General features: G+C 68.0%; 19 protein-coding genes and 2 pseudogenes. 6 read left to right on the top strand and 15 right to left on the bottom strand.

Annotated features, from left to right (window positions below):
• Positions 1-147 precede the first annotated feature (147 nt).
• Entirely contained in the window at positions 148-3,738 is a 3,591-nt protein-coding gene (gene pglX, locus CCN56_RS03165; RefSeq protein ID WP_086823271.1) for a BREX-2 system adenine-specific DNA-methyltransferase PglX, read from the top strand.
• A 19-nt stretch (positions 3,739-3,757) separates the two neighbouring features.
• Here pglX and CCN56_RS45725 read toward each other — a convergent pair.
• Positions 3,758-4,060 (bottom strand): annotated as a pseudogene (locus tag CCN56_RS45725) (hypothetical protein); the annotation flags it as partial.
• Positions 4,061-4,455: 395 nt separating this feature from the next.
• On the opposite strand from CCN56_RS45725, the gene CCN56_RS44170 reads away from it, so the two are divergent.
• Complete coding sequence (locus CCN56_RS44170; RefSeq protein ID WP_256961701.1) at positions 4,456-5,997, top strand: restriction endonuclease fold toxin-2 domain-containing protein; 1,542 nt, start codon at positions 4,456-4,458, stop codon at positions 5,995-5,997.
• Between the two features lie 32 nt (positions 5,998-6,029).
• Positions 6,030-6,476 carry a hypothetical protein gene (locus tag CCN56_RS03155; RefSeq protein ID WP_086823268.1) on the top strand — a complete coding sequence of 149 codons (447 nt, stop codon included), beginning with the start codon at positions 6,030-6,032 and terminating at the stop codon, positions 6,474-6,476.
• Positions 6,477-6,797: 321 nt separating this feature from the next.
• On the opposite strand, the gene CCN56_RS45720 is transcribed toward CCN56_RS03155, so the two are convergent.
• Complete coding sequence (locus CCN56_RS45720) at positions 6,798-7,181, bottom strand: HAD hydrolase-like protein (protein ID WP_107484088.1); 384 nt, start codon at positions 7,179-7,181, stop codon at positions 6,798-6,800.
• A gap of 86 nt (positions 7,182-7,267) precedes the next feature.
• Here CCN56_RS45720 and CCN56_RS03150 point away from each other — a divergent pair, with 86 nt between their 5' ends.
• From CCN56_RS03150 to CCN56_RS03140, 3 genes are all read left to right on the top strand, one after another.
• Positions 7,268-7,741, top strand: a complete 474-nt coding sequence (locus CCN56_RS03150; RefSeq protein ID WP_086823265.1) for an NUDIX domain-containing protein — start codon at positions 7,268-7,270, stop codon at positions 7,739-7,741.
• 83 nt (positions 7,742-7,824) lie between these two features.
• Complete coding sequence (locus CCN56_RS03145; protein WP_086823262.1) at positions 7,825-8,310, top strand: GNAT family N-acetyltransferase; 486 nt, start codon at positions 7,825-7,827, stop codon at positions 8,308-8,310.
• Positions 8,304-8,915, top strand: a complete 612-nt coding sequence (locus tag CCN56_RS03140) for a nucleotidyltransferase domain-containing protein (protein ID WP_086823259.1) — start codon at positions 8,304-8,306, stop codon at positions 8,913-8,915. The genes CCN56_RS03145 and CCN56_RS03140 overlap by 7 nt, the downstream gene beginning before the upstream one ends.
• 246 nt (positions 8,916-9,161) lie before the next feature.
• Here CCN56_RS03140 and CCN56_RS03135 read toward each other — a convergent pair whose 3' ends face one another.
• From CCN56_RS03135 to CCN56_RS42905, 13 genes and pseudogenes are all read right to left on the bottom strand, one after another.
• The gene (locus tag CCN56_RS03135) at positions 9,162-10,682 is read right to left on the bottom strand and encodes a TIGR02679 family protein (protein WP_256961699.1); all 1,521 of its coding nucleotides are present in this window, start codon (positions 10,680-10,682) and stop codon (positions 9,162-9,164) included.
• Positions 10,679-14,998: an SbcC/MukB-like Walker B domain-containing protein gene (locus CCN56_RS03130; protein WP_086823256.1), complete on the bottom strand. Its 4,320-nt coding sequence runs from the start codon at positions 14,996-14,998 to the stop codon at positions 10,679-10,681. Before CCN56_RS03130 ends, CCN56_RS03135 begins: the two co-directional genes overlap by 4 nt.
• Entirely contained in the window at positions 14,995-16,389 is a 1,395-nt protein-coding gene (locus tag CCN56_RS03125) for a TIGR02678 family protein (RefSeq protein WP_256961697.1), read from the bottom strand. Before CCN56_RS03125 ends, CCN56_RS03130 begins: the two co-directional genes overlap by 4 nt.
• A 26-nt stretch (positions 16,390-16,415) precedes the next feature.
• Positions 16,416-17,984 (bottom strand): TIGR02677 family protein, encoded by a 1,569-nt coding sequence (locus tag CCN56_RS03120; RefSeq protein ID WP_086823250.1) that lies wholly within the window; start codon positions 17,982-17,984, stop codon positions 16,416-16,418.
• 342 nt (positions 17,985-18,326) lie between these two features.
• Positions 18,327-19,103, bottom strand: coding sequence for a phosphotransferase family protein (locus tag CCN56_RS03115; RefSeq protein ID WP_179199659.1), 777 nt, complete (start codon positions 19,101-19,103; stop codon positions 18,327-18,329).
• A gap of 4 nt (positions 19,104-19,107) precedes the next feature.
• On the bottom strand, positions 19,108-19,587 hold the full coding sequence (locus tag CCN56_RS03110) for an NUDIX domain-containing protein (protein WP_179199658.1): 480 nt from the start codon (positions 19,585-19,587) through the stop codon (positions 19,108-19,110).
• Between the two features lie 43 nt (positions 19,588-19,630).
• Positions 19,631-21,229, bottom strand: coding sequence for a hypothetical protein (locus CCN56_RS03105; RefSeq protein ID WP_086823241.1), 1,599 nt, complete (start codon positions 21,227-21,229; stop codon positions 19,631-19,633).
• Positions 21,226-22,242, bottom strand: a complete 1,017-nt coding sequence (locus tag CCN56_RS03100; protein ID WP_086823238.1) for a glycosyltransferase family 4 protein — start codon at positions 22,240-22,242, stop codon at positions 21,226-21,228. Before CCN56_RS03100 ends, CCN56_RS03105 begins: the two co-directional genes overlap by 4 nt.
• 6 nt (positions 22,243-22,248) lie before the next feature.
• Positions 22,249-22,800 carry a hypothetical protein gene (locus tag CCN56_RS42910; protein WP_107484087.1) on the bottom strand — a complete coding sequence of 184 codons (552 nt, stop codon included), beginning with the start codon at positions 22,798-22,800 and terminating at the stop codon, positions 22,249-22,251.
• Positions 22,797-23,882: a hypothetical protein gene (locus tag CCN56_RS03090; protein WP_086823235.1), complete on the bottom strand. Its 1,086-nt coding sequence runs from the start codon at positions 23,880-23,882 to the stop codon at positions 22,797-22,799. The genes CCN56_RS42910 and CCN56_RS03090 overlap by 4 nt, the downstream gene beginning before the upstream one ends.
• A complete protein-coding gene (locus CCN56_RS03085) occupies positions 23,879-25,303 on the bottom strand; it encodes an NAD(P)/FAD-dependent oxidoreductase (protein WP_086823216.1) in 1,425 nt (474 codons plus the stop codon). Before CCN56_RS03085 ends, CCN56_RS03090 begins: the two co-directional genes overlap by 4 nt.
• Before the next feature lie 201 nt (positions 25,304-25,504).
• Positions 25,505-25,759 (bottom strand): hypothetical protein, encoded by a 255-nt coding sequence (locus CCN56_RS03080; protein WP_086823213.1) that lies wholly within the window; start codon positions 25,757-25,759, stop codon positions 25,505-25,507.
• Between the two features lie 64 nt (positions 25,760-25,823).
• Positions 25,824-26,268 (bottom strand): annotated as a pseudogene (locus CCN56_RS42905) (transcriptional regulator); the annotation flags it as partial.

Below are 26,268 nucleotides of genomic sequence, written 5' to 3'. Positions count from 1 at the left end.
CTGATGCTGACCGGCGACGAAACCGTGGCTTCGCCCGGAGAGCTGGCAGGATGTATCCGACGAGACAGTGGGTCGAGGACGTCGACGACGTACGGAGGAGAGGTCGCTGTGCCTCCGAGTGACGGAGCTGATACGGGGACGTCCTCAATGGACAGGGCCGCGTTTGTCGCTGACGTGCGGAAGCAGGTGCGGGCGCTGGAGGCGGACCTCCGCGAACGCAGCGAAGACGTCGACAGGTACCGTGGCGGCCTGCGAGCTATGTACGAACACGCGCGGGCATCCCGTCGCACTGCCGCCACGTATGGCGCCTGGCGGGACGAGCACATCACCCAGGCTGCCGTTGCGTGGGTGATGGGCACGGTGTTCGTGCGCTTCTGCGAAGACAACACCCTCATCGACCGGCCCTTCATCGCAGGGCCGGGCCAGCGATTGGCGGAGGCGGAGGAACGGCAGCACGTTTATCTTTCGGACCATCCTGGGACCAACGCCCAGGACTGGCTGGCCGAGGCGTTCACGCACCTGGCCGAGTCACACGTAGCGATGGCCCGCATTTTCGACGGGGCGCGCAATGCCTTGTGGGCACTGCGTCCGTCGCCGCAGGGTGCTGCTAAATTGATTGCGTTCTGGAGAACTCGAGGCGAAGACGGATCCCTTCGGTTCGACTTTACTGATCCGGAACTCGGTACCCGTTTCCTCGGCGACCTGTATCAGGACATTAGTGAGACCGCGCGAAAGGCTTTCTCGCTAGTTCAGACGCCTGCCTTCATCGTGGATTTCGTCCTGGACCTCACGGTGGATCCAGCCATTGCGGAGTTCGGTCCCCAGGGGTTCCGCGGAATCGATCCAGCCTGTGGGTCGGGAGAGTTTCCGCTGGGACTCTTCGAGCGGCTTCTGAATGCCTGGCGTGCGGCGGCTCCCGGAACCCCGGATTCCGAGCTGATCCACCGGACCCTGGATTCTGTCCATGGCTGCGACATCAACCCGTTCGCCGTGAGTGTCACCCGGTTCAGACTGCTCATGGCCGCTGCGAGGGAAAGCGGTTGCAGGCTGCTGAGTGAGTTGCCGGGGCATGTGATCAACGTGGCGGTAGGTGACGCCCTGCTGGACGGGCGCGGCGCGCCAGGGGGTACCTCGCTGCACCTCCTCGAAGACTGGGAGGGGGACAGTGCTGGCACGGTTGAGGATGTCGACGAATTTTCGGAGACGTGTGACCTGCTCGGGCGGAATTCCTATCACGTCGTTATTTCGGAACCCCCCTTTATCGCGGTGCGGGACAAGGCAAGAAACGCGGCATACCGAGCAGCCTATGACGTGGCCTCAGGTGTGTTCCCGCTTTCGGTACTCTTCACGAAGTGCATGTTCCAGTTGGCGGTGAGAAAGACCAATGACGCTCCCGGCGGCTATGTCGGTCAGTACACGACCAGTTCGTTTGCCAATCGTGAGTTCGGTGAGAAGCTGATCGATGAGTTCCTTCCGAGTGTGGCATTGACGCATGTCATCGATACCTCCGGCGTGTACGTACCTGGCCATGGGACCCCGACCCTGATTCTGGTCGGCCGGAATGCCCCGACCATGGGCGACACCCGTGTGCGGTCGGTCCTCGGCGTGCACGGTGAGCCGACGAAGCCAATGGATCCGGCTGAGGGGATCGTGTGGAAGTCGATCCTCGATCAGATCCACCGACCCGGCAGCACCTCTGAATGGGTGACCGTCGAAGACGAACCCCGGCAGCGCTTCTCCCGCTTCCCATGGACACTGAGTGGTGGTGGGAGCGCGGACCTCATGGACCTCATCTCACGCGCTCCCCGGCGATTGGCCGATGTCCTGGCCGACGGGGCTCGGGTTGTTGCGGACCTGGGACAGCCGGATGTCTTCTCTCTTGGGCGACCTTGGTTCCTTCGGCACCTGGACTCGGCCAGGCTGGCTCAAGGCATTGTCACTGCCGAGACCGTAGGGGACTGGCGCGCGGCAGTGTCGACGGACGTTCTGGCCCCGTATGGAGAAGACGGCACACTTCTGCCCCTGGATGTCAGTGCCGCATGGGGCCGGCACCTCTGGACGATGCGCCAGGTTCTTCGGTCGGCTCTCGGGGCACGTCAGTCTTCGAGATCCGGTGACGGGCCCTGGTGGGCATGGAGGTATCGGTCTCGCGATGCCGGTCAGGGGCCATTGATCACATTCGCAGCGGTAGCTACGCATAATCGCTTCGCCTTGGAACAGGGTGGACGGGTGTTCAGCAGGACCGCGCCCGCACTTCGACTGGCGCCTTCCGTAGCGCAGGGCGAATATATTGCGCTACTGGGAGTGCTCAATTCGTCGACGGTCTGCTTTTGGCTCAAGCAGACTGGATCCGCTATCGGCGCCGATGGGCCTGGAATCGCCCAGCCTGGTGAGGAATGGGCCCGGGCCTACCGCTTTGCCACGGCGTCCCTCTCTCGTCTTCCCCTGCCGGCCATTGTTCCATCAGATCGCGCGCGACAACTGAACGCATTGGCCCAGTTGCTGAATACCCATGCGCCGAGCACGGTCTGCGCGGAGGAAAATCCACCCACCCGAAGCGCCTTGGACGTGGCCAGCGCCGCCTACAAAGCGACACAGCGTCAGATGATCACCCTTCAGGAGGAACTGGACTGGGAGGTCTATGGTTCCTACGGAGTCTTGTCTGCCGATGAGCGTGAACGCCTGACGATCTCCACCGATGTTGCACTGCCTTCGCTGCGGCTGGGGGAGCGGGCCTTCGAAATCGTGCTCGCACGCAGAATGCTCGCCGAGAAGGCTTCGGACTCGTGGTTCGTACGGCATGGTGCAACACCCATTACCGAGATCCCCCGGCACTGGCCGACTGCCTACAAGGACGTCGTCCAGGCAAGAATCGACGCCATCGAGACCCACCGGCAAATCGCTATCGTCGAGCGACCGGAGTACAAGCGACGGTGGTTGCAGGAATCATGGGAGAAGCAGGAGGAGCGAGCCCTCCGTAACTGGCTGCTCGATCGTTGTGAGGACGAGCAACTCTGGTTCGAGCGCAGGAACGGTGCCAAACACCCGTGTCCCCGCACCATCAATGAACTGGCGCAGCGTCTAGATGCCGATGCCGCAGTGCGTTCCGTGGCCGCGCTTTATGCGACTGACCATCTCGGGAGACGAGACTCGAGGCTCCGTGACGTGCTTGCGGCGATCCTGGCTGATGAGCACGTGCCCTATGCATCGGCTCTGAGGTACAAGGAATCTGGGCTGCGGAAACGTGCCGATTGGGAGCAGGTTTGGCGCCTCCAGCGCAGCGAGGATAGGACGGGAGAGTCATTGGGAATCCCCGTCCCGCCGAAGTTCAGAGCCGCCGACTTCCGCCAAGCTCACTACTGGCCTCTCCGCGGCAGCCTGGACATTCCCCGTGAACGCTTCGTGTCCTATCCCAGCGCTGCTGGCGCGCAGGGCAGCCTACTGTTCGGTTGGTCTGGCTGGAGCGATTCGGACCGTGTTCTTGTGCTTCAAGACCTGGTCAATGCGCTCCAGCAACAGGGGCGCCCGAGGCCCCACGAAGTTGCTCCCCTGCTTGCCGGCATCCAGGAGCTGATCCCTTGGGTACGTCAATGGGAGACATTGACTGCGGCCGGTTCGGATGTCGGGCAGGCTGAGAGATACCAACGGGAGCTCGACGATCTATGCGCGGCCCACGGGCTCAGTGTCCAGGACTTGACCTCCTGGAGGCCACCGAAGGCTGCTTCAAGGGGCAAATGAACGTGCCACCGCGGGGTATTCACTTCCGTGGGCTGCCCGCCGGCCAGGGACAGATCGCGAAGGCCGGCCCAGATCCGCTCCGCAGCATCTCCATCCACGTAGACGATGTAGGAGCGAGGATCCGGCAGTTGGAGTCGGACTGCGGCGAGTACGGGTGGGCGGTCTGGGCGATCCGCTCCTCGCCTATTGGGATTCCCAGGTCGGCGGCGTGGAGTTGAGCGGTGGCCTGCACGTACGGCTTCCAGCGGCCGCTGGGTGGGGACCATGCCCAGGTCTGCCAGGGGCCGCCGTCGGTGCCGTTCGCCGGAAGCATGGCGGTGAAGGTGAGGGTGACGGGCGCTGCCTACTGTTTCCTGAACGGTCGACGGTGGCGCTGGTGGCGTGGCGTCGCAGCCAGATGCCCGTGGGAGTCACGCTCGGTCGGCAGGGGTCGCATCGTGATTCTGAATTTGAACCGGCTGAGCTTCGCAAGGCACACCAGACAACGTCGCTCTACCCCGCTGTCCATCCCACCTCACCTGTACGTGATCAGGTGAACCCCCAGTGTGCCCAGGCTTCCACATGCACCATCAGGTTGTCGCGCGGTGGCCATGGCCGCGCCTGTCTCCGATAGGAATCGGCCACAACCGCTCCTCGTGCCTCGAGCAGTGGATCTCCTCGCTTCGTCAGCATGTACGGTCCGTGGAACAGCCTGGTGGTCGAGGGCACGGGGGAGTCTTGAATCTTCAGCACAAGGCGGGGAACTACGTCAACGCTTCGTGGTCCATGGTGCGGCTGCGGGACTTGATCTACGACATGCTGGGCCTGCTGTTCACGGAGCTCAGCGCTCATGGCGGGATGGCGGGTGACGACAACGCCGGCCGGGCCTTCGCCGCCGTCTACAAGCCGGCCGTGAAGACCGTCTTCGATGCGGCCGGCCTCGCTCACCAGGTGATGGCGAACGGTGCGGGTGCCATGCTGAAGGCCACCGAGGACTTCCTCAAGCAGGAGAGCGCGATCGCCGCCTCCCTGCTCGGCCAGAGCGTGGGACCCGACATCGGGGCGCAGCCTTCGAGGCCGGACTGCAATCCGCGTGCCAGCCACAACGCCGAGGAGCTCCCCGAGGTCGTCGGCGAGACCAGTTGGACCGACCAGTACCTGCTCAGCTCGCGCTTCCACGGCCAGCGGGACAAGCTCCGCAAGACGGCCAACGCCTGGCGTTCGGCGGCGGGCATCCTGGACGACGCCTACTGGGACTCCGAAAGCGCCTGGCGTACCGCGACAGCGCAGCAGCTCGGCGAGACCGCCGCAGCCGTCCAGACCTTCTTCACTGTGTTCGTCGGCAAGACACCACCTCCCTCCGAGGTCGGCGAGGACGAGACCCTGATGGCGAACCTTCCGTCCGCCTGCCGGATGATCGCCCACGCCTGCGACGCGTACGCGGATCACATCGAAACGGCGCTGAAGAGGATCCCGGACGAGGAAAGCCCCCTCTTCGGCGAGCCACTCGCCATCTGGGAACGACCGCAGTTCGGTGGTGAGGGACACGACGGCGGGCTGCACGAGCTCGTCGTCGGCGACATGCGCATCGCGCGCCTGGGGAACATCGCGCCGGCGCTCGACAGCTCGCAGGCCAAGGTCCCCATGCCGCAGCCGGACGGAGGCGGCTTCCTACCCCTTCCGTCCCTGCCACCCTTCCTCGCGCCACTGATCCGGGTACCTCTCCTGGTCCCCGTGGGCTACCGGCCGCCGAACGGCCCTCGCGTACAGCCGATAGCCCCACCGACACCTCCAGACCCGCGCTTCCCGCCCCTCAGCGCCCCTGAGCAGCAGAACTTCCAGACATGGCTGAACTCTCTGCGCGCCGGAGACGTGTCCGGCGGGAAGCCCGCAGAGGTCGCCTACCAGAAGCGGGTCGCTGGATACCCCGAGTACGAGGTCCCCATCCCACCCGGCATCAGCCCCAACAGCACCCTGATGGTCGACGGCTTCCGGAACCGCGACGGCATGGCGATCGAGGCCAAGTACGTCAACAAGCCGAACAAGCCGTGCTACCGCTCACTCGACGAACTCCGCGCGAGCCACCAGACCGGCAAGAAGGACTTCCTGTACGACAAGGACCGCAAGGAACTCACGAAGTACAACGCCGCTCTCAACGACCCACGCAACAAGGAGATGCGGGGCGTGGAGACGGTCACCAACAACCCGGATTCCGTGGCCTACTGGCGCGTGATGATGGCGGCCTACGGCGTCAAGGGCTACGCCCGATACGTACCCTGACCAACGGCAGCACACGATGAGGGAGCGAGCGCGTGGACGCGTCCGAACTGGCCGAACTCCGCACCATGTACGTCTTCGGCCCCACCGAGGGTTCCACCTGGGGCCTGACCTACGAGGGGATCGAGGCCAAACTGCGCGAGCGGAAGACGGATACGTTCATCCGTATCGATGAGGGAGAACAGGGTCCCGTTCGTGGGTCCGTCATGCACTTCGGCATCATGCTCGGCGAGGAGGAGCTGGAGGGCATGGCCAAGCTGTCCCCGGAAGGCATCGCCATCGAGGACTGCACGGCCCATGCCGCAGCGGAGTTCGTCAAGTGGCTGTGGGACAGCGTCGTCCCGGACAGCAGCAGCATCACCTTCAACACCGAATGGGGCCTTGAGGCCGACCTGCCCGACGCGCTCGTCCCTCACGTCCCCCGCCCACGCCTCGTGGCCACCTTCCTCGCCCACCTCGAAGCCACCGGCGGGCTGGACTGACAGCGAGCATCCCCCTGGGGATCACGGCCACATGAAGACCTTTCGCGCCTCGGGCGAAGCGGCTGTTCGCGATGCCGGCCCAGTTGGTGCTCCGGTCATCCTGAGTAGCGCGCCCGGCTCGTTCGCCTAGGGAGTGCTGGCGAAGCGCCCCCAGCCCTCACCCAGCAGGTACATGCGGGCCGGCTTATCGCCCGAGCGGTCCTCTAGCTACGCCGGCAGACGGCCGGGGGCGGATAGCGGGGAAGCGACCGCAGGCTTGCGCTTGTCGGTTAACCAACCGGCCGCTAGGGAAGGCCGTCCGCCTGGCACGCGCGAGCCTGGTCAGCTCGTCGCGGTGGCGGGTCGTCCTTGGCGAGATGGGGGGTGCGGGCATGGCGGAGGAGGCCCTTGGTGGGCTGGGGATGCCGGAGAGAGAAGGCCGTCAGTGCTCAGTGGCACTCGGTCGCGGCTGTGAGCCGGCGGAACGGGGGCTGTGGCACCAGGTGGCGAGCTCGGAGGGGTGTGGAGTACGAGGTCGGGGCCGGCGGTGGTCAGGTCGGCGATGTCGGCGTATCCGTAGCTGACGGCGATGGCCCGTAGGTCGGCGGCACGCGCGTGGCGTACGTCGCTGCCGGTGTCTCCGACGTATGCGGTTGCGCCGGCTGCAGCCCGACGGGAAGTTCGAGGAACACATCCGCACCGAAGCCCTGATCGCCACCCGCCCATGAGTCGATGGTGTTGGCGGCCGAATTCCGCCGCCGATTACGGAGGCGCCCTGTAGCGTGACCGGCCTTGACGATCGGAGGAGAGCCATGCCTGAGAAGACCACGGAGTCTGACCGTACGTACGCCGCTCACTACGCCGACGTTCACCTGATCGTCCGCCAGGGCGACGAGATCCTGATGGGGCGACGCCGCAGCCAGCCTGTGTTCCCTGGCATGTACCAGGTACCGGCCGGGCTGATGGAGGACCACGAGCCCGCCACGCTGGCAGCCGCCCGGGAGTTTACCGAGGAAACGGGCGCCGCCGCCGACCCCTCCGACGTGCGGTTCGTGCACCTGATGCACCATGTGTCCACGCACGCCGGGTCACGGCGGATCGCCTTCTTCTTCGAGGTCGTCCGCTGGCACGGCCAGATCGGGAACCCCGAGCCAGACAAGTGCGAGGGCTGGCAGTGGCACAAGCCCAGCAGCCTCCCCGCGCCTCTGCCTCCGTACCTCGCGGTCGCCCTGCGGCACATCGCCGACGGCGTCACGTACAGCGAATACGCTTGGCCCTCCGCATGAGTGCCGGCGACATGTGGATGCGGCCGGTGCGCAGTACCGGGTACCAGCCGAATATTGCCACACCTGCGTGAAAGGAAGAACGCATGCCGGTCCGGGAGTTAGCCCGTCGCGCCGTGGTTGCGGATGCGCCTGCGCTGGTCCGGCTGCGATGGATCATGTTCGGGTCGCCTGGTACAGAGCCCGCTCCGCGATGGGCGGCGGAGTGCACAACGGCATTCGCCCAGCGCCTTGACGACCCGCTGTTCGCCATCTTCGTCGTTGACACGGGGAGCGGCGGCCTGGCCGCGTGCGCCGCTGGAACCTGCACTCCTCGACTCCCCAGCCCGGGGAACAGTGCCCCCTATGTCGGGCACATCGGGTCAGTGGCCACCGACCCGGCGCACCGCCGTCATGGGTACGGCTGGGCCTGCGTTACGGCCGCGCGTGATTGGCTAGCCGGGCAGGGCTGCACAGTCATCGATCTGTACGCCTCGGCGGCCGGCCGCCCTCTGTACGAGACGATGGGCTTCGTTGTCCGGCCTGATGTCGCGATGATCTGGCGCGCACCGAGCGCGAGCAGTGAATGGTGACTGGTCAGGGCCTCGGGCAGAGCTGGCAGCCAGCACCGCTGAGTGAGGTCGCCGCGCTGTTCTCGAAGACGGCTGCCCCGTGGTGGATCGCGGGCGGTCATGCCATCGAGCTCGCCACGGGCCGGTCGTTCCGCGAGCATCACGACATCGACGTCCTCGTGCTGCGCCGAGACCAGCTTGCCGTTCAGGAGGTACTCGTCGGGTGGCAGTGGTGGGCTGCTGACCCGCCTGGGAACCTACGGCCGTGGCGGCCTGGCGAGCTCCTGCCGGTTGGTGTGCATGACGTCTGGTGCCGCCCCACCGCGTCGGCGCCGTGGCGGATTCAAGTGATGCTCGACGAGGCCGAGGGCGACGAGTGGGTGTCGAGGCGGGACCGCTATGTGCGGTGCGACCTCACAGACCTGGGGGCAGTCTCCGCGGCCGGCATCCCCTACCTGCGGCCGGAGATTCAGCTCTACTACAAGGCGAAGCAGCCGCGGCCCAGGGACGCGGTCGACTTCGCCGCGGTGCTGCCGATCCTCGACACCGGACAGCGGGAATGGCTCGTGCAGGCGATCGGCAGCACGTACGGGCCGCACCCGTGGATCGAGCAGCTCGGCGAGTAGCGTCGGAACCGGACAGTCAGCGTGCCTTGACGGGGACGCGAAGCGCTGTGTGAACGGCGGGGCGAGGTACCCCCGTTGGGGGCGTTACCTAGTCAGGAAATCGTCCCACGTACGCCTCTGCTCATCGGGGTTTCGGCGTGGGCAAACGTGCGCAGGGCGGCTGCCGTGAAGGGCATAGCGGTGGTGTAGACCGCCGCGGGCACGGGTGTCCCCTGCCAGGCTGGCGATCTGGGGGCGTTCAAGCGGTCATTGCTCCGGGTCGGGGATACTGGTGCGTCGGTGATCTGCCTGGGTGACCTCGTTGTCGCGCAACGCGCCATAGGGTGATCGCGATGTCTGGTTGTGACTGCGCTCGCCTACCTGTCCGGGACCCGCGGGACCTCCGCAGCAGACTTCCAGGTCTCCGTCACTATCCCTTCTCGGCGGAACTACGTCTCGTTCGGGCGCCTCTTCCCCATCATGACGCTCAACTTCTGCTCTGGTCGTAACTTCACGCCCAGGGGGAATGCGACCATCCGGAATCTTCCAATCCGCTAGCAGGGCGTCAGCGACGGCCTCTTCGTAGACGGCGCGGCTTTCCCGTTCCATGGCCTCGGCGAGCTCTGGCTCCCAGGCGGTGGCCTGGGCTTTGCCGCTCAGCTGGACGTGATCGCTGTCGGTACGCACCGCGCTGAGGTAGTCCTCAGTGCTCATTCGCCAAGGTTCGGCCTGGTAGCGGGTTCGGAGCTGGTTGGTCATATCGATGCCCGGCCAGTCGAAGTCGCCGTGATAGCGCAAGGTGCCGCCAGCTTCGACGATCAGTTGCGCCAGCCGGTGAAACGCGGTCGAGGGGCGCCCCTCGGTGCAGATCAGCGGCGGACTGCTGGCACCGAGCTCACCGGCGGCACGACGGAGCACGGCCGGGTTCTCGCATACGTACACCGTTGGCAGGTTCACGGTGATCGGAAGGGTGATGAGCTGGTGGAGGGTGATGTGGAATGGAGTGCCGTAGCGGGCAGCGTCGGTGAGCCACTGGCCCAGCCCCTGGCCGGTCGCCGGCAGGTTGAGGACGAGGACACGGCTGGCCAGGTCGTCGACGATGACGTCGAAGGCGTCCCACAACTCGCGCCGGCTTTCGGCCCCTGATCCGACTGGGACTCCGCGTGCCATGGCCAAGGCCCGCAGGACCAGTGTCGGCAGAGAGCCGCGGCCGGGATTGAGGGCCTTGGTGTCTCCTGTGGCGGCGTCGGCCAAGGCGGGCAGCATGATCGGTGGAGCGTCGCTTGGCCGGCTGTAGAGGTGTTCCAGGACGCGGACGGCCTGGCTGAAGAGGTGAGTGTCCTTCTTGTTGATCAGCCCGGTGACGGTGCCGTCGGACACAAGGTCGGCCAGCCATTCCCGGTACCAGACGTGCTCGGCGTGCAGCGGGCTGGCCTCGCCCTCAGCGAGGATCCTCTGCCGGGCCTGATCGAGTGCGGCCCGCTCATCGGCCCGAAAGCGTAGCCCGGGGCCGATCCGCTCTAGGACATCGCGGAGCGACATGCCCGTGATGTTGCGGACGCTTTCCTCCAGCACGGAGAGGGGGATGGTGATGCGTTGGACGTCGGGCGACCGGTACGTACCGGTGATGCCGATGATGGCGTTACGTTCGGCCGTGGTCGGGTTGCCCAGGCCGATGGAGCCCTTGACCTCGCCGCCGTTGCGCTCGAGCGAGCGCCGGGCAGCAGCCAGGAGCCGGCGGAACTCGGGAGCCCGGTAGCGCTCGTATGCTTCTGTCGACCCCGTCATTCTGTCTCCTCGACCTTGTCGTTCGTCGGCTCCTCCTCGGGGATGTCCGCGAGCAGCCCTGCCCCCGCGGGAACGTGCCGGCGGGGCGTGAAGCCAAGGAGTTCGGCGGCAAGATCGTCGGATCCGGGGTACTCGAGGTCATCGAGGATCTGCTCGCCGTCCCAGACCAGCAGCATGGCGGAGACGGTGTGGGACGCCTCGTCGTGCTTCATGTCGTAGTGGGAGATCTGCGGCACGTCAGGGTAGGTGATCCACAGGTCGTAGCCCGTCATGAAGAGGTCGAGGTCGAACTTGGCTGTCAGGGCGAGCAGGTCGGGGCGGTACTTTTCGTCGATGCCGGCGAAAGCCTCGTCGAGGGCGATCAGCCGCGGGCAGGTGGGGTAGGCGGAGCTGTACTGCGCGTGGGCGGCTGCGAAGAGCGGAAGATGGATGGAGGCAGACTTCTCGCCGCCGGACATCACGCTGTGCTTGGCCTTGGTGAGCAGTTCTCCCTTCTTCCGCTCCTCCTCGCTCATGCCCGGCCGGAACAGCCGGAGTTCGAACTTGCGCCAGGCGCGATAGTCCAGGACCTCCGCGATCACCTGCTGGTAGCTCCTCTTCTTGTCGGCAGCAGCCCTCGCGCGGATCTGGCTGCGCAGGTGGGAGCGGAGCTCGGCCAGTCCGGCCGGTCCGAGACCAGAGGCGTCCTTGTCGAGCAGTTTGTTGACGGCCTGCTGGGAGTCGGTGAGCGCGTCGGAGGTGATCCAGTTGATGCCCACGGTGGTACCGGAGGACATCGGCTTGGAGCGGGTATCGGCGTCCATGCTTTTGACCAGGTCGCGGGCGGCGACGGTGCGATCGTGGATCTGCTCGGCGAGCCCGGTCAGGAGCCCGTCCTCCAGGACAGTCCGTTCCCTGTCTTCCAGCAGCACGCTCTGATCGGCGAGCTGTTCGGCCAAGCGGCGGGCGAAGTCCGCTACGGGCGCGGGGCCTTCGCTGTCGGTGACCCGGGCCAGGATGACGTCACCGGCCGGCTCCCACTCGAAGAGGTAGCCTTGATCGGACTCCAGCAGGGCTGCCTCCAGCGCGGTGATAGCGCTAGAGATCTTGGATGTCACGGTCTTCAGGAGGCTCGCGGTGATCGGCCGGCCCCGGGTCGCCTCATCGAGCGCGTTGACCAAGGAAGCGACGGATGCGGGGACGACGCTCTGGGCGGCTTCGATGCCCGTGAGGGGAATGCCGGGCGAGGTCAGGCTGTCCATGAGGGCCTGGACTGCCTGCTCGGGGCTCGGCCACATGTCGTGGGGCAGCCAGATGGTCTCGGCGTTCGCTTCGAGGAGGCCGAGAAGGTCGGGCCGGGCATATGGCTCCAGCGTGAGCGTGGTGCGCACCTGCTCCGCCACGGCCGTGGCGAGTGCTGTACGGCCGAACTCCAGGGCATGGTCAGCCTTCAGAAGCCGGTCTCGATGCTCTTCCGCATCCTTCTTCGCACGGTCATACGTCTTCTGCGCCGTGGTGAGCTGCTCCTCCGCGTCCGCGATCTGCTGCAGAATCTCCTGCAGAGGAGCTTCGAGCGTCGCTTCCTGGGTGCGCAGACGTTCCTCCTGAACGGCGAACTCATCCCTACGCGCCTGTAGCGCCTCAGCCTGCTCTGAGCAGGACTCGGTCTGCGCTTCGATGATCTCCTTGCGGCCGGCGATGTCGCGCTCGGCCGCATCGGTCTGCTCACGGCAGGTGGAGAGCGCCTTGCCGGCGTCGGCGAAGTCGTCGATGGCCTGCGCGACGTTGTTCAGTTCCTCACGAAGGGCGGGCAGCCGTGCGGCCGTGGCAGCATGCCGAAGCTGCCGGTTCTTCTCATGGGCGCGCGCAATCGCCCCGTCGAGCCGCTTGCGGGCTTCGGTGAGGCGGCGGCGTGCGCCGGCGGCCTTCTCCGCCACCACCGCCACCTGACCCACCGCCTGGATGATCGGTTGGGTGCGCGGGAGCTCATGCCGGGCGCGGTCGAAGTCGTCGAATGCTTCCTGCGCGTACCTCTGCTGCTCTTCGATGCCGGCGAGCTGAGCTTCCAGGACGGCGATGGATTCTTCGAGCAGGCGCAGCCGCTCGCGCCGGCGGGCGGCTCGTGCCGTGGCCCCGATGTACTCCGGCTGACCCTTGGGATGCGCACCGACCTGGATGCCGAGGCAGAAGTGCGAGCCGGTCGTGACCGCAGGAGCGCGCAGCACGCCGTCCGTCGCAGGGACGTCGTCCGTTACGGCGATGGACGCCAGGACAGCCTGTACGGCCGCGGCGGTGACGAGCTGCTGATCTTCGACGACCAGTACGTCCGCCAGGGTTCGTCCGGTCGGCCGCTGCGCGGGAGCCAGTGGGCGCAGATAGGCGTCGGCGACCTTGTCGTGCAGTGCCTGGTCGGTCAGCGCAAGGTCAGGGTGCAGCCAGGCGGTGAGCAGGCCCGCTGCGTACAGGGCGCCCTCCACCGCAGCCGCGTGATCGTTGGGAACGTCCTCGGCGAACCGCACAAGCTGCCACAACGGCGCACCGGGCCGCGCATCGCGGCTGGCGGGGCGCAGGTCACTGGGCGGGGGCGCGTCGTCGCCTTCCGCTGCCACGGTGTCGCGCTCTGCCAGCCTGGCTCGCAGAGCGCCGGCGATGTCGCCGTACTCCCGCTTCAAGGTCTCGACGCGGGTCAGAGCACTGGTGCGGCGCTGGTCGGTGAGAGAACGAAACACCTCCGGCAGCGAGGCCGCTTCGGGTTCCCCCACCGCGTCGATGGCGGCACGCAGCACGTCACCGTCGGCGGCGACCAAGACCGCGGTGTCGTCACTGCCGCACCAGCGGCTGATGAACTCCTCCAGCTCCTGGCCGGCCGTGGCACGGACGATCTCGAGCTTCTCAGCTGCTGCGGCGGATTGCCGCTCGGTCTCGGTCAGGTCACCGTTCGCCGCGTCGGCGTGCTCCTGCTCGCGCTCCTGGTCCTTCGCGGCGTTCTCGGACGCGCTGAGGTGGGCGCGTACGTCCTCCACTTCGCTGCGACGCGCGGCAACCCGGCCCGCCACGTCCGTGTCCAGATCGGCACCGATGTCCAGTGTGTCGTCGTCGTGCAGGACGCCGCAGCGGCGCGCTGCGTCCATGAGACTGTGGGTGTGCCGGGAAGCGGCCTTGCGCAGCTCATCGTGTCTCAGGAGAGCGCGTTCAGCCTCCCCTTTGAGTGCGGCCAGGCCCTCCTGGGCCCGGTTGAGGTGGCGGCCGCTCTCGGCGATGCCCTGGCGCTCGGTGCGTACGCGGTCGCGCAGCTCCTTGAGACCGTCCTGCTTCTTGATGGCGTCGTGGTTCTTGTACTCGGCCAGGCTCGCGCTGAGCTCTTTGCACCGGCGTTCGGCGGTATCCCGCTCGTGCTGTGAGGAGGCCAGCTGCCGCTCGGCGGTGCGGCGGTCCTCTGCCGCCTCCATGATCGTCTCGCACTGGGCGGCTGTGTCCTGAATGCGTCCGGTGACATGGTCCACGCGGTCACGGGCATGGGCGCGCAGATAACTGGTGTATTCGCGCAGGAAGGTCCGGACCGCGGTGTCCGCCCCCGTCAGGGCGTTGAGGAGCGCTTGGATCTCGGCGAGGTTCTCGAAATCGCGGGCGGCCTGCAGGATGAGGTCCTCGTCGACGGGGCGCAGGCCGGCGGTGAGGGTGTCGGACACCTTGACCGGGTCGAGGTCCTTGGCCAGGAGAGGGCGCCGGAGCTGGAGCAGAAGGTTGACCAGCTGGTTGTAGCGCTCGCGGCCCAGCCCGAACAGCCGGTCGTCGATCGCCTCCCGGTACGCCTCCGCCGTAGCGTAGGTGGCTCCTTCACCCAGGAGCTTCTTCAGGGCGTTCTCCCGCAGCGGGCGCGAGGCGGCGTCCAGCAGGCCGAAGTCGATGCCGACTCGGCCGTCGGTGACGAAGAAGAAGCGGGCCGGCGTGGACATCGGCTTGGTCACCCGCATGCCGATCCCTACGGTGACGGCTTCGAGGACCTCACCGTTGGGTGCGGTGCGGGCGAACTCCATCCACACATAGCCGTATGCGGACTCCTGCCCTTTGTAGAGCAGGTTCGACTTCATGGTGCGCTCCTCGCCGCTGAACGGATCGAGACGCCTCGCGTCGAGGACACCGTCCAGGACCAGGGGGAAGAGAACCTCCAGGGCCTTGGTCTTGCCGGAACCGTTGTGCCCGCGCAGGACCAGGCGTCCGTCGGCGAAGACGAACTCCTCGTCGGTGTAGTCCCATAGGCCGATCACTCCGGCGCGGGTGGGCTTGAAGCGGACCTCCGACTGGTCAGCGGTGCGGGAGTGAGGGATGAGCTTCATCGAGAGGTTTCCTCAGTGGGGAAGTCAAGAGCGAACTGGCCGTCGTGCGCGGGGCGCGGTAGGACGGCGGTGATATTGCGGTAGCGACCGGCCGCGGGCCGGACCAGAATCCCGCCGGGGACGATGTGGACCAGGCGCAGGTCCGCCAGGAGCGCGACTGCCTCCGCCAGTAGCCCGCCGGGATCGGCCTGCCACTTGTTGGTGAAAGACGAGGGGCCGAACTCTTCGTAGAGCTCGATGATCATCTGCTCCAGCGTGCCGAGTTCCACGAAGGGCAAGCCCGTCTGCCCCTCATGCTCCGGGGCGTCCGGATCGGCCTCGGTCGCGTGCTCGTCAGCGTCCGCGTGCGGGTCGTGGGCCAAGGCTTCGAGCGTGCCCGCCTGCGGCAGAGCCATGTCGATGCGGCTGAGCAGGTCCGCTTGTTCCTCTCCTGGAGCGGTGGGCAGGAGGTAGTGAAGGCTGCTGGCCCGGTCCGGGTCTTCCCGCAGGTCCGCGATCTTCGCGAGTATCAGCCCGGCAGTCCGGTTGACGGCTCCGCCGCGGCCGGGGAACCGCTTGTCCGTAAAGTGCCCTGTGGTGTCTACGAGCATGATGCCCTCGGCCCGGCGCTCGACAGGCAACCCGGTCAGCCGTGCGATGTCCTCGGCCAGGGTGGGCTGGCGCAGTGCTATCGCGGTCTCCGCGTCGGTGTCGCTGAAGTAGACCACCGGGTACTCGATCAGCAGCCGACGGGCTCGCTGGGCAGCAAAGCGTCGACGGGGGTCGCGCCCGGTGCCGGCGGTCGGAGTGTCCAACAGCCCAGCAGCGCTGACCAGGTGCTGCAGCGGCTTGTTCGGCCGGAAAAGCGCCGCGCAGGTGTCGTGGTCGATGTCGAACAGCGCGTCCCCGCGGTCGTGGTCACGGGCCCAGTCCTCCATGGAGCCATCGGAGATCCGCAGTGCACCCCGGTCGACGAGCCAGTCCATCACGTCAACGACCGCGTCCTTGTGGCCTGGTGCGGTCGCATCGAAGCCCAAGTGCTCGATCGTGTTCGCGGACGGCGTGAGCAGTTTGACGAGATCGGCGAGGTTGATCTCGATGCGCGACCTGTGCAGGCAGGCCAAGATCAGGCAGAGGTAGGCCAGCCGCCGCCGGTCGAAGGGTCGCTTGCTCTTCACCGTGAGGAACGCCTGGCTGGCGTCGAAGGCGTCCAGCCGCCGCAGCAGCCGTGCGTGACGGGCGCTGGTCTGCAAGGAGTAGCCGAACAGGTCACGGAAGTCCTTGGCCAGTTCGTCGGCCCATTGCAGCACCAGCGCAAGCGCCTTGGCCCGCGGGTAGCTCTCGGTGACGACGCCATGCAGCAGCATGAGCCGGGCCGCTTGCTGGTACGAGCCAAGGTCTGCGGTCTCCACGGAGGCGGCTACGCGATGGGCGGGCATCAGGATTTCTCCGTTCGGCTTCGGCGCATCGCACCATGGGGCTTGATCTCCAGGGCGAAGCCGGGCAGGTGCAGCGTGCCGGTCTCGGTCCGCAGCTGGCTGCCGCGCTCGTTCGGGATCAGGCGCAGCGTCAGGACGTCGCTGCTGCCGGTGCCGGAACGCAGTCGCCCCGCGACGACCGTTCGCACCTGCAGGGCACGGGTTAGCAGCTTGAGCACGGCGCGGGTCTCCGCCTCGTTCAGCACCCGGTCGTGCGGCCCATGGTCCAGGAGATCCTTCGCGGCCTCCCGGTCCGCGGCCCGATCCGCCAACTGCTGTTCACGTAGCCGGGCATGGGCACCACGGCGGGTACGGACCGGTTGCGGGCCACCCGGTGCTGGCCGCTTGCCGTGCCGGAACAGGCTGATGCTGACCTCTACACCAGGCGCATCCCACCACGTCGTCCGCGGCGAGATCTGGTCATCGTCGTCGTGGGCACCCGACAGATGACGTACCGAGCGGAGGTCGAAGGCGGCAGACACGAGGGCGTTCGCAGCCTGCTCATCCGGCGCAGCTGCTGCCCAGGCGGCAAGATGCCGGAGTTGGGTGGTCCGGCTCACCCCTCCTCGACGTGACTCCGTCACCTGCCGCAGCAGGGCGATGACCCCCGAAATGGCCGTGCGCGTAGCGCCTTGCAAATGGGCGGCCTTGGTCTCCATGGGGCCGTCCGCCAAGAACCATTGGCGCAGCCCGATCCAGCGCCGCCGCCAGTCCTCCAGGCGTGCGGACGGCCGCATCATGGGCCGCTCATCCACTGCGACGGCCCGCTCCAGCAAGGTCTCGACCCCGGTGTCTTCCACCTCGTACACGGCCTCGGCCAGCCGGGGCGCGTAGCGCTCCAGTTCCGCTGTGAACTCACTCATGTGTGCCAGCAGCGCGTGCTTGTAGCGCAGGAAAGTCTCAGGAGAGACATCTGTCGTGCGCGCCACGTCGTTCAGGGTCAGATAGAAGCGCGCCGCCCGCTGGGTCATGTCTTCCAGCACGCTGTCGAGGCGTGCGAGCTTGCGGTACACCTCGTCCCGGTCGCCTTCCCGGTTCGCTGTCGCCAGCGCCTTGAAGTCCGTCAGGATGTCGGCGAAGACCAGCCGCGACAGGTTCGCGTCCTGTACGCGGGAGCCGATGACCTCCTCCACCGCGCGGTAGACGCGGTAGCCGATCTCCGTGAACTGGTAGACCGATTGCCGGTTCCGGTATGCGGCAAGATTGCCGCACCGCAACGGATCTTCCACTCGATAGAGGACCTGCTCGTCGTCCGAGGAGAGGTTGTCGAGCATGCCCCGCAGATTCAGATCCGCAGCAGACGGTACCTCGTCGTGTTCTGTGGCGAGCTCCTTCAACGTGTTCGCCACGTCGTCAGGGTGAACCTGTAACTGGTGTACCGCTCGCAGTACGTTCATCGCACGCAGCACCCACAAATATGCGACAGGATCATCGCGCTGCGTGAAGTTGAACAGTCGCAGGCGGTCGCCCACCGTCAATGAATCAAGATCGAATGACTCGGAGACTCCAGAGTCATCACGCTGGAACACTTACGCCGCCCCTCATCTCGGCACGCATTGCGCATACCCTGACAGACACCACTGACAATCGAGGCCGGAAGAGAAGCGGCTTCCCCCTCTTCAGCGCTCTCGGCAGAATCGAACGGCCTCGCCTCCTCCGATCGTTTGGCCGCCTCGACTCGTTGCCGCCACCCTCGCGAGTCTCGGCAACGCCCTCGCCATCGCCCGCGAGCCGATGCGCCTGGAATGGGGCGACTGAAACCAAGTTCCAGGCCACGATCTTCCAGAACTGTTGGATACGCAGAGTCGCCGCTCAGTACGGTGAACAGCGAGGGGCCTGCGAGAGGTCGTGGTTCACGAGGGAAGGAGTGGTTATAACTCTCCCCCCAGGCGAGCCCGTCCGCGGTGCCGTATGACTGGATCGGTGCTGAGGGCGGCGTCAGCGAGCTGATGAATGCGCCAGTACACCTGGACTCTGCGGACGGCGTTCGGAGCCGCCTGGTGGGCGACCTGAAGCACATGGGTGGGGTCGGTGAGGTCGAGACGGACGGCGAGGCGGGCGAGGTCGGACAGCGGGTCGCCGAAGGCGGCGAGTTCCCAATCCAGTAGCAGTGGCCCGCCGGCCGCGGGCCTGACGAGGTGGCCCGGCTGCAGGTCGTGGTGCAGCAGTCTGGGCTCGATGTTCAGGTCCGTGGTGTCGAGTTGGCGGCGGAGGGCCGCCGCGGCGGGAGCGAGGTCGGACGCGGCAGTCGTGTACGTGTCGAGACGGTCGTGAAGGTAACGGCGCCAGGTGCGATACCGCCGGGCTCCGGCAAGTCGGCCGCTATGGGGGCCCGTGATGCGGTGGACGGCGGCGAGGGGGCCGGCCAGCTCGTGAAGGAGCTGGCCGGCGGGCACGGGCTCGGCGTGGACCGCGGTTTGCGCGGTCCACGCCGGACTGCCCCCGGGGTTGGCCCCAAGTAGCTCGGGAGCCGGGGCGCCGTGCATGGTGAGGAGGGCCAGGGCGGCGGCCTCGTTGGCGGCGCGGTTCGGGTCTCCGTAGTGCTTGAGTACGTACGGCACTGGGCCGTCGACGTACCAGACGCGGTTGGCCTGTCCGGTCGTGATCTCTCGGGCACCGTCAGGGACCCTGCCGTCTATCGCCGCCACGGGTTCAGGCGACGTCGCCGAGATAGCCGGATGAGGGCTGGCCCGTGGCGAGGGCGGCGATCGGCTGCCGGAGGGCGTGGGGCAGCAGGTTCAGACCGGGAACCTTCTCCAGTTCCACCCATTCCAGGCCGGTCTGCACATCGTCTTCGGCGTGTCCGCCGAGGCGGCCGGGGTCGCCTTTGGGGGTGCAGTGGAAGATCGCTTCGATGCGGTGGGTGCCGGCCTCGGTGTCGGCGTGGTCGTGGTTGGCGCCGATGTACTCGCGCAGCCACAGAAGCTTGTCCACGGTGACGGTCAGGCCGGTTTCCTCGTGGACCTCGCGGCGGGCGGTCTGGTCGAGGGGTTCGCCGGGGTTCTGGCCGCCGCCGGGCAGGAAGTAGCAGTCCTGGCCCTCCCAGTTGGCTCGTTGGAGCAGGACCTGACCATCGTGGACGACGACGGCTTTGGCGGAGGTGCGGATGGTCGGGGTGACAGGCTCGGCCACGAGTGGGCTCCAACTCTGCTTCGGTGGTGGTTGGGAAGGGTTTTCAGCGTTCAGTCTTGCCGAATCCGCGGTGGCGTCCGGCCGCCTTCGCGAAGATCAGCTGCCAGGGTCCGGCCAGTCGTACGAATGGCTGGAACGGGCTGGCTGCGACCAGCGATGCCAGGTGGGCCGGGGACGTCCGGGGCAGCGGGGCGAGACCGGGTGGTGGGGCGACGGCCGCGTGCAGGGCCGGGGCGAGGGCCAGTAGCCGGGCGGTGGCCACGGGGCCGTGCAGCAGCACGCCGGCCGCCGCAACGGCCGTCCAGACGGGCCCGGCCCACCAGGCGGACAGGACGGCCGCCGCGATCAGCGGGGCGCCGAGCACCCAGGCGGCCTCGTCCACCCACTCCCGGGCCACCAGGACCACCCTGGCTGGGCGGGAGAGGGCGGAGGGAAGGTGCGCAACGGCGGCCGCGTGACGGTCCGGGCGGGCGGAGGCGGTGAAGGCCAGCGCGTGGAGGTTGGCCAGTCCGGAGGGCTCGGTGTAGGGCTCGTCGAGGACGGCGACGGTGGAGGCGGTGAGGTCGGCGCCGAGCAGGGACAGCCGGTGCCCTGTACCGAGGTCTTCCATCGGTTCGGGGAAGCCGCCGAGCGCGCGGACAGCAGGGAGATGGACGGCCATGCCGCAGCCCACCCCGTACACCATGGGCCGCAGCCACATCCGGACCGCCTCCGGCAGACGGGAGGCGGCCAGGAATCGGTGGAGACGGACGCGGGCGAGTTCGATGCCGAGCGAGCGCCGCAGCTGGTAGGCCCATTCCCCCTCCAACAGGAGACCGACCGGGCCGGCCGGAAAGGGGCGGCGGGCCAGCAGCGGCAGCCGCTGCTGCTGGATGAGCGCCGGGGCGTGCCGGGTGCGGGTCCGGTGTGCGGTGGCCTCGGTGGCGAACGCCTGAAGGGTGCGGCGGTCGGGGGCTGCGTCGGCGTCGTAGACCACTGCGTACGTGTCGTCAGCGTGCTCGTCCTCCCTCCACCCGAGCGGGCCGAGAACCTGCTGCAGGCGGTCGAGGGCGAAGTTGAGCTGTCCGGCCTTGCGTCCGCCGACATCGGGCTGGTGGAGGTGCACCAGCGGCAGCCCTCCGTCCGGCAGGCTGGCGGCGAGGGACGTCACGATGTCGGCGGTGGTCGGCTCGGTGTCGAACAGTTCGGTCAGCACCCGTAGCCGGTCGGCTGGTCGTGCGGCGTTGACCGTCTCGGCGACCTTGCGGCAGCGGGCGGCCGGAAACAGGCCCCGCAAATGCCCTGCCTCCAGCGGGGTGTGGGCTGTCAGGGCCGCCAGCCGGTCGCGGTGTCCGGCGCGTGCGGAGACTTCGCGTTCGGTGGTGATGACCACGACGGCGGCGCGGTCGCGCGGGTAGTCCAGTGCCCTGAACGCGGTCACCGTCTCCTCCGCGATGGTCTGCTCGCGCAGCATCGGCAGCAGCACCACCAGCCACGGCACCGTGTCCTTCCCCGCCTGCGTCCCCGTGGGTGTGCTGCCGGCGGAGGCGAGGAGCCACCTCGCGCATACCTCGACCGCGATCAAGGCCCACAGCGCGCGGGCCAGCAGCAGCGCCAGCAGGACGGGCACGGTCGTCTGTAGCCACATCTCGGCCGCGGTCACCGTGCTTCCTCCATCAGTTGGTAGACGCCGCGCATTTGGTCGGCGACGAGGGGCCAGGCGAACTGTTCCGCCCGTTCACGGGCGGAGGCCCGCCTGGCGGCGTGCGCGGCGGTGCCGGTCTCGGTGAGGACCTTCTCCACCGCCTCCGTCGCCGCGACGGCGTCACCGGGCGGGGGGAGCAGGGCTGCCTCTCCCGTGTAGTGGCAGATGCCGCCGACGTCGGTGGCGACAACCGGTGTGCCGCAGGCCATCGCCTCCAGGAGCGCGTTGTTGGCGGTCGCGTCGAGTAGCGGCAGCAGCATCACGGCTGCCTGCCGGTACAGCGCGACCAGGGTCTGCTCGGCGACGCCTTCGAGGACGCGAGCGGCCGGGTGCCAGGCCCGGGTACGGGCCTGGCGGGTGACGACGACCAGCTCGACGCCGTCACCGTAGCGGCGGTGCAGCCGCTCGTGGACCGCGTCCAGGACGGTCCAGTCCCGCAGCCACCAGCCGACGGTCAGCACCAGCGGTCGGTCCGACGGGGGCGGTGCGGGCGCCGGAGTGAAGGCGGTGGTGTCGATCCCGTGGGATACCAGGTGCACGCGGTCGGCGGGCACCAGGTCGGCGAAGAACGTCACCTGGTGCGGGTCGAGGACGACGATGCGTTCGGCAGTCGGCGCGAGCTTTCGCCACGTGCGGGCCGGCAGGTGCTGCTGGAGGTATGCGGGCGGCTGGTGATAGGTGACGGCGGTCGGGCCGAGGCGGCGGCGGGAGAACCAGTATTGCTCGTCCCCGTACAGCACGTGGGCGGCCGAGCGAGAGGCCAGCAGGTGCAGGTCGGTGACGAAGTGCTCGGCCGGGTAGAAGGGCAGCGGGCAGCTTCGGGCGAGCAGACGGTGGGCCTGACCGGCCGCCCTGGTGGCGAGCGGTCCGGCGGGTGGGGTGATGCGGCGGACTTCGGGGAGGTGGTCGAGAAGGCGGTCGTAGCCGCCGTGGGCGGTGTGCCAGGGGACGCGGACGACGGAGGCGATCACGGCGGCTCACGCCTCCTTCGGGGCGAGAAGACCGAGGGACCGCAGTCGGCCGGTGATGGCGTGGGGGCGGTTGAGGTGGACGACGGGCTGGCCGTCGGCCTGGTTCGGGCGGAGATGTTCGGCCCAGCGGCGGCGGTGCCGGCGGTGGTGAGCCGGGCCCCACCACAGGATCGAGTCGCGGGCCAGCAGATGGCTGAAGGTCTCCCGGTTCCCGGCGAACAGCTCCTGCCGGGTGCCGGCCCGCCGGAGCGAGCGGCGGATCAGCCGGGGCAGGCAGACCCTCAGCGGCAGGTCGAGCCAGATGACGAGTTCGGCGCGAGCAAGCAGCGTCTCGCCGACTTCGCCGCCGTAGTTGCCGTCGGCGATCCAGATGTCCGAGGCCAGGGCGTCGCGGACCCGGGCGTGAAAGATCTGCGGACCGACGGGCGTCCACCTCGGTCCCCAGAACAGCTCGTCCAGGTCGAGGTGGGGCAGTCCGGTATGGGCCGCGATGGCGGCGGCGAGGGTGGACTTCCCGGAGGCCACCGGGCCGACCAGCGCGATGCGCTTGGGTATCACGGAAGCCTCCTCGCGACGGCGTCAGCGAGCCGTTCCAGCAGGTGAGGGGTGTGCACTCCGACTGTCACCTGCATCACCGGCACCCGGGCGACCAGGTCGTCCATGACGTCAGCGGCCTGCCGGGCCAGTTCGCCCTCGGGACGGGTGCGGTCGGCGAACCACGGGCGCAGCCAGTCCTCGTCGTGCGGGGTACAGCACACGGCGGCGAGCGCGGCGCGAGCCGCCGCCGCGCCCGGGAAGGCGATGCTGATGTCCCGGTCGTCGTCATGGAGCCGCGGGAGCACGACGAGCCGCAGCGGGGCGCTTTCCCTCACACGGACGGTGAAGGCGCCAGCGAAGTCGTGCGGGGTGCACGAGGCTTTGCGGGACGTGCCGAAGTCGGTCGGCAGCACGCTGTGCGGCGGAAGACTGCTGTTCGGGGCTAGCGCAGACAGGGTGCCGCCGGCGATCCGGACCGAGATCGGTACCCCGACCACGCTCGCGGCCGACTCGGTGACCAGTACGCGGTCAGACCCGACGAGGTCGGCGCGACGGTGGGCGGCCAGGGCCGTGAGCAGGGTCGTCTTGCCGGCCCCGGATGGGCCGACGATCAGTACCCCGTGGCCGTCGACCGCCGCGGCTGCGGCGTGGAAGGCGGTCCAGCCGCGGTGTTCGGCGCAGCGCAGGACGACCTCGCGGATCACCCGCAGGGCGTACCGCTCGCCGCGATCGGTCCCTGGATGCAGCACGATGTGCAGCCGGCCCGTCGCGTCGCGGGCGTACAGGTGGTCTGCCGGCAGGTGCGAGGCGGGGTCGGGCCTCCACCAGCGGACCTGCCCAAGCCATGAGGCCAGGTACGGCTCGCCGCGGAACGGCAACACCTCCAGCGACTGTGCACCGGCCAGGCGGGCCCCGTGATCGCGAAAGAGGTCTTCGCTGTGGTGGATGCGTATCTGCGTGAGCTGCCCGCACATCGGCGCTGGCGAGGTCTCGGGGGAGAAGTTCTCCAGGTGGATGCTCTGGTCAGCATGGAAGGTCTCGTCGGTACGGACGTCGAAGCGGTGCCCAGCGAAGGCGACCGTCCCGTTGCTGCGGCCGCTCACCTTCGTCCCCCTGTTGCCGCCATGGCGTCGGGTGCCTGAATGAGGAGTTCTTCAGTGGTGCCGTGCACCAGGCGTCGGGCGATATCGATGCCCATCTTCACCGCGTGGTCCATGTTGCCGATCTCGTACCGCCACGTCCCGAACCGGCCTCGCGGGTAGATCCCTTGGGACTCCATCCACGGCACCACTGTGTCCAGGGCCTCATCACGGTCGAGGGTGGGTATCGGGTAGGCGTAGTCGATCAGTTCCAGGTGGGTACTGGCCAGCGGCGCGTCCTCGGGCACGAGGCCGTGGCGCCGCAGGGCCTGGTCGCAGTCACGTATGAGCCGACGGTGGTCCAGCCGGGTCCCCGGCAGCAGGGAGGTCTCGGTCATCCACGCGCTGAATGCCGTTGTGTCGGCGCCGGGGACGTTGGCAGGCGCGTACTTGCTGAAGTTCGTGGCCCGGTAGAACGGCACCTCAGGCTGCGGGAAGTACAGCCAGGACCGTTCGTCGGTGGTGGGGGCCTCGTAGCCGAGGCCGACCATGGCCACCGTGGTGTGCCGCAGCCGTCCGGCTGCCGCTCGCACCGCGTCCGGGGCGCCGGCCGTGATGGCGGAGAGCTGGTCAAGGGGACCGGTGGCCACCAAGTGGTCGAAGCCGATGAGCTCGCCGTCGGAGAGCGTGACAGTGCGGGCGGCCGGGTCGACGGCGACCGCGCGGACTGACGTCCGCAGGCCGTCGTCGAGCCGTGCGGCCAGGCGGCGCCAGATCTCTCCGGTGCCGCCGCGGGCGGGGAAGGCGAAGGTGGCGTTGGGCCCCCACCGGCGGGCCGGCGGGACGGTCCCCGAGAAGGCAGCCAGGATTTCACCGGGATCGACCGGGGCGACGCGTTCGGCGACCCAGGACGAGGCCATCTGCTCAGGAGGCATCGCCCAGACCTTGGAGTTGTACGGGCCGAAGAACCGCTCCACCAGGCCCGATCCGTACGTCGCCTGCAGCCACGTGGCGAAGTCCATACCCGCGGCCATCCCCTCCTCGCGCCGCTGGCAGGCGCGAAGAAGATCGTGCACACACGCCTCGGCGTCCTCGGCCGGGAGGCGATGGAGGTACTGCTGGAAGGGGTAGGGAACCCACCGGTCGCGGAAGCGGACGTAGGATGACCGGTCGTGATGCAGCAGCTCGTCGGGGGCGAACAGCTCGGCAAGCAGCCTGTCGAACTCGCCGAAGTGGGAGAAGACCACGTGCCCGCCCAGGTCCCAGGTGAAGCCGGCCGGATCGACCACGGACGAGGCAAGTCCGCCGGGCAGAGGGGCAGCCTCCAGCAGCGTCCAGGAACGGTGACCCAGCCGCTTCAACTCGTCCGCGCAGGCCAGGCCACAAGGGCCGGCGCCGAGAATGACAATCCTCTCGGAGGGTAAGGCGTGCGGTGAATCGGGCATGAAGCCTCCTTCGATCGGCAGGCGGTAAGGCTCTGGCCCGCTTCCGGCGGGCGCGGTGACAGTACGGGGGCGGGGTGACCCCACCGCCGATGCACGGGGAAGCGGCGGGGTCACCCTGCTCAGCGTCGGCTTCGACCACGAGGGGTTGGTGTATGAGCGCGGGCCGCCGACAGGGGCCGGTCGGCGCAAGCCGGAGGAGCCTCAGGTCGCCGGCCCCTCGGTGTCCGGGTTCACGTGTGCGTTGTGGATGTGGAAGTAGGCCACCTCCACCTGCTCCTCGAAGCCCTTGCCGTCCGCGAGCGCCTGGAACATCGTCCCGCTGACGGACCGGCAGTAGTCGCAGGTCTCCACGTTGGCAGGGCCCTCGCGGCGCGCCATGGCTGCACGGGCCTGCTCCACTGCTTCAGGGGACAGCCCGTCCAGCAATTCCTCGATCAGGTCCGTGTCATCGCTCACGCCGCCATCGTGGCCACTGAGGACCCTGGAAACTCTTTCACTTGAGCGAGAGTCCCAGCTGCCCCTACATGCCGATCCAGCCCGCCATGTTCCGCAGCGGCTCCGGTGTCCGGCGGGAGAGGTGAACGAGTCCGCGGATGGTCTCCCTGGCACCAGGGTGATAGCGAGTCTGCTCCGGCGCCGCCCGCCGCGCCGCCCAGAGCGACCTCAACGACGGTTCTGCTTTGCCCAGTTCCATCTCAATGCGGGCCCGGTCGATGAAGAAGTGCGCGCGGCGGGACGTCGCGAGCGAGGCCGGCAGCTTGATCGCCTTGGCCTGCCGCAGCGCCTCGTCGTACTGCCGCATCTCCATCGCCACGGTCATCTCGTGCAAGGCCACGTTCACCGGGCCGAAATTGAGCCAGTGCACCTTGCTGGCATCGCCGACCCGCCCCGCGTACTCGCGGGCCCGCGCGATGTGCTCGGCGGCCGCGCTAGCGTCCTCCGCCCGCGCGGCAAGCACGGAGCCG

Origin of the sequence: Streptomyces sp. NRRL B-24572, from assembly GCF_002156145.1 — a bacterium.
In the GTDB taxonomy this organism is placed as follows: Bacteria; Actinomycetota; Actinomycetes; order Streptomycetales; family Streptomycetaceae; genus Streptomyces; species Streptomyces vietnamensis.
The sequence above is the reverse complement of the archived record's forward strand: the minus strand, read 5'-3'. Positions and strand labels throughout refer to the sequence as shown.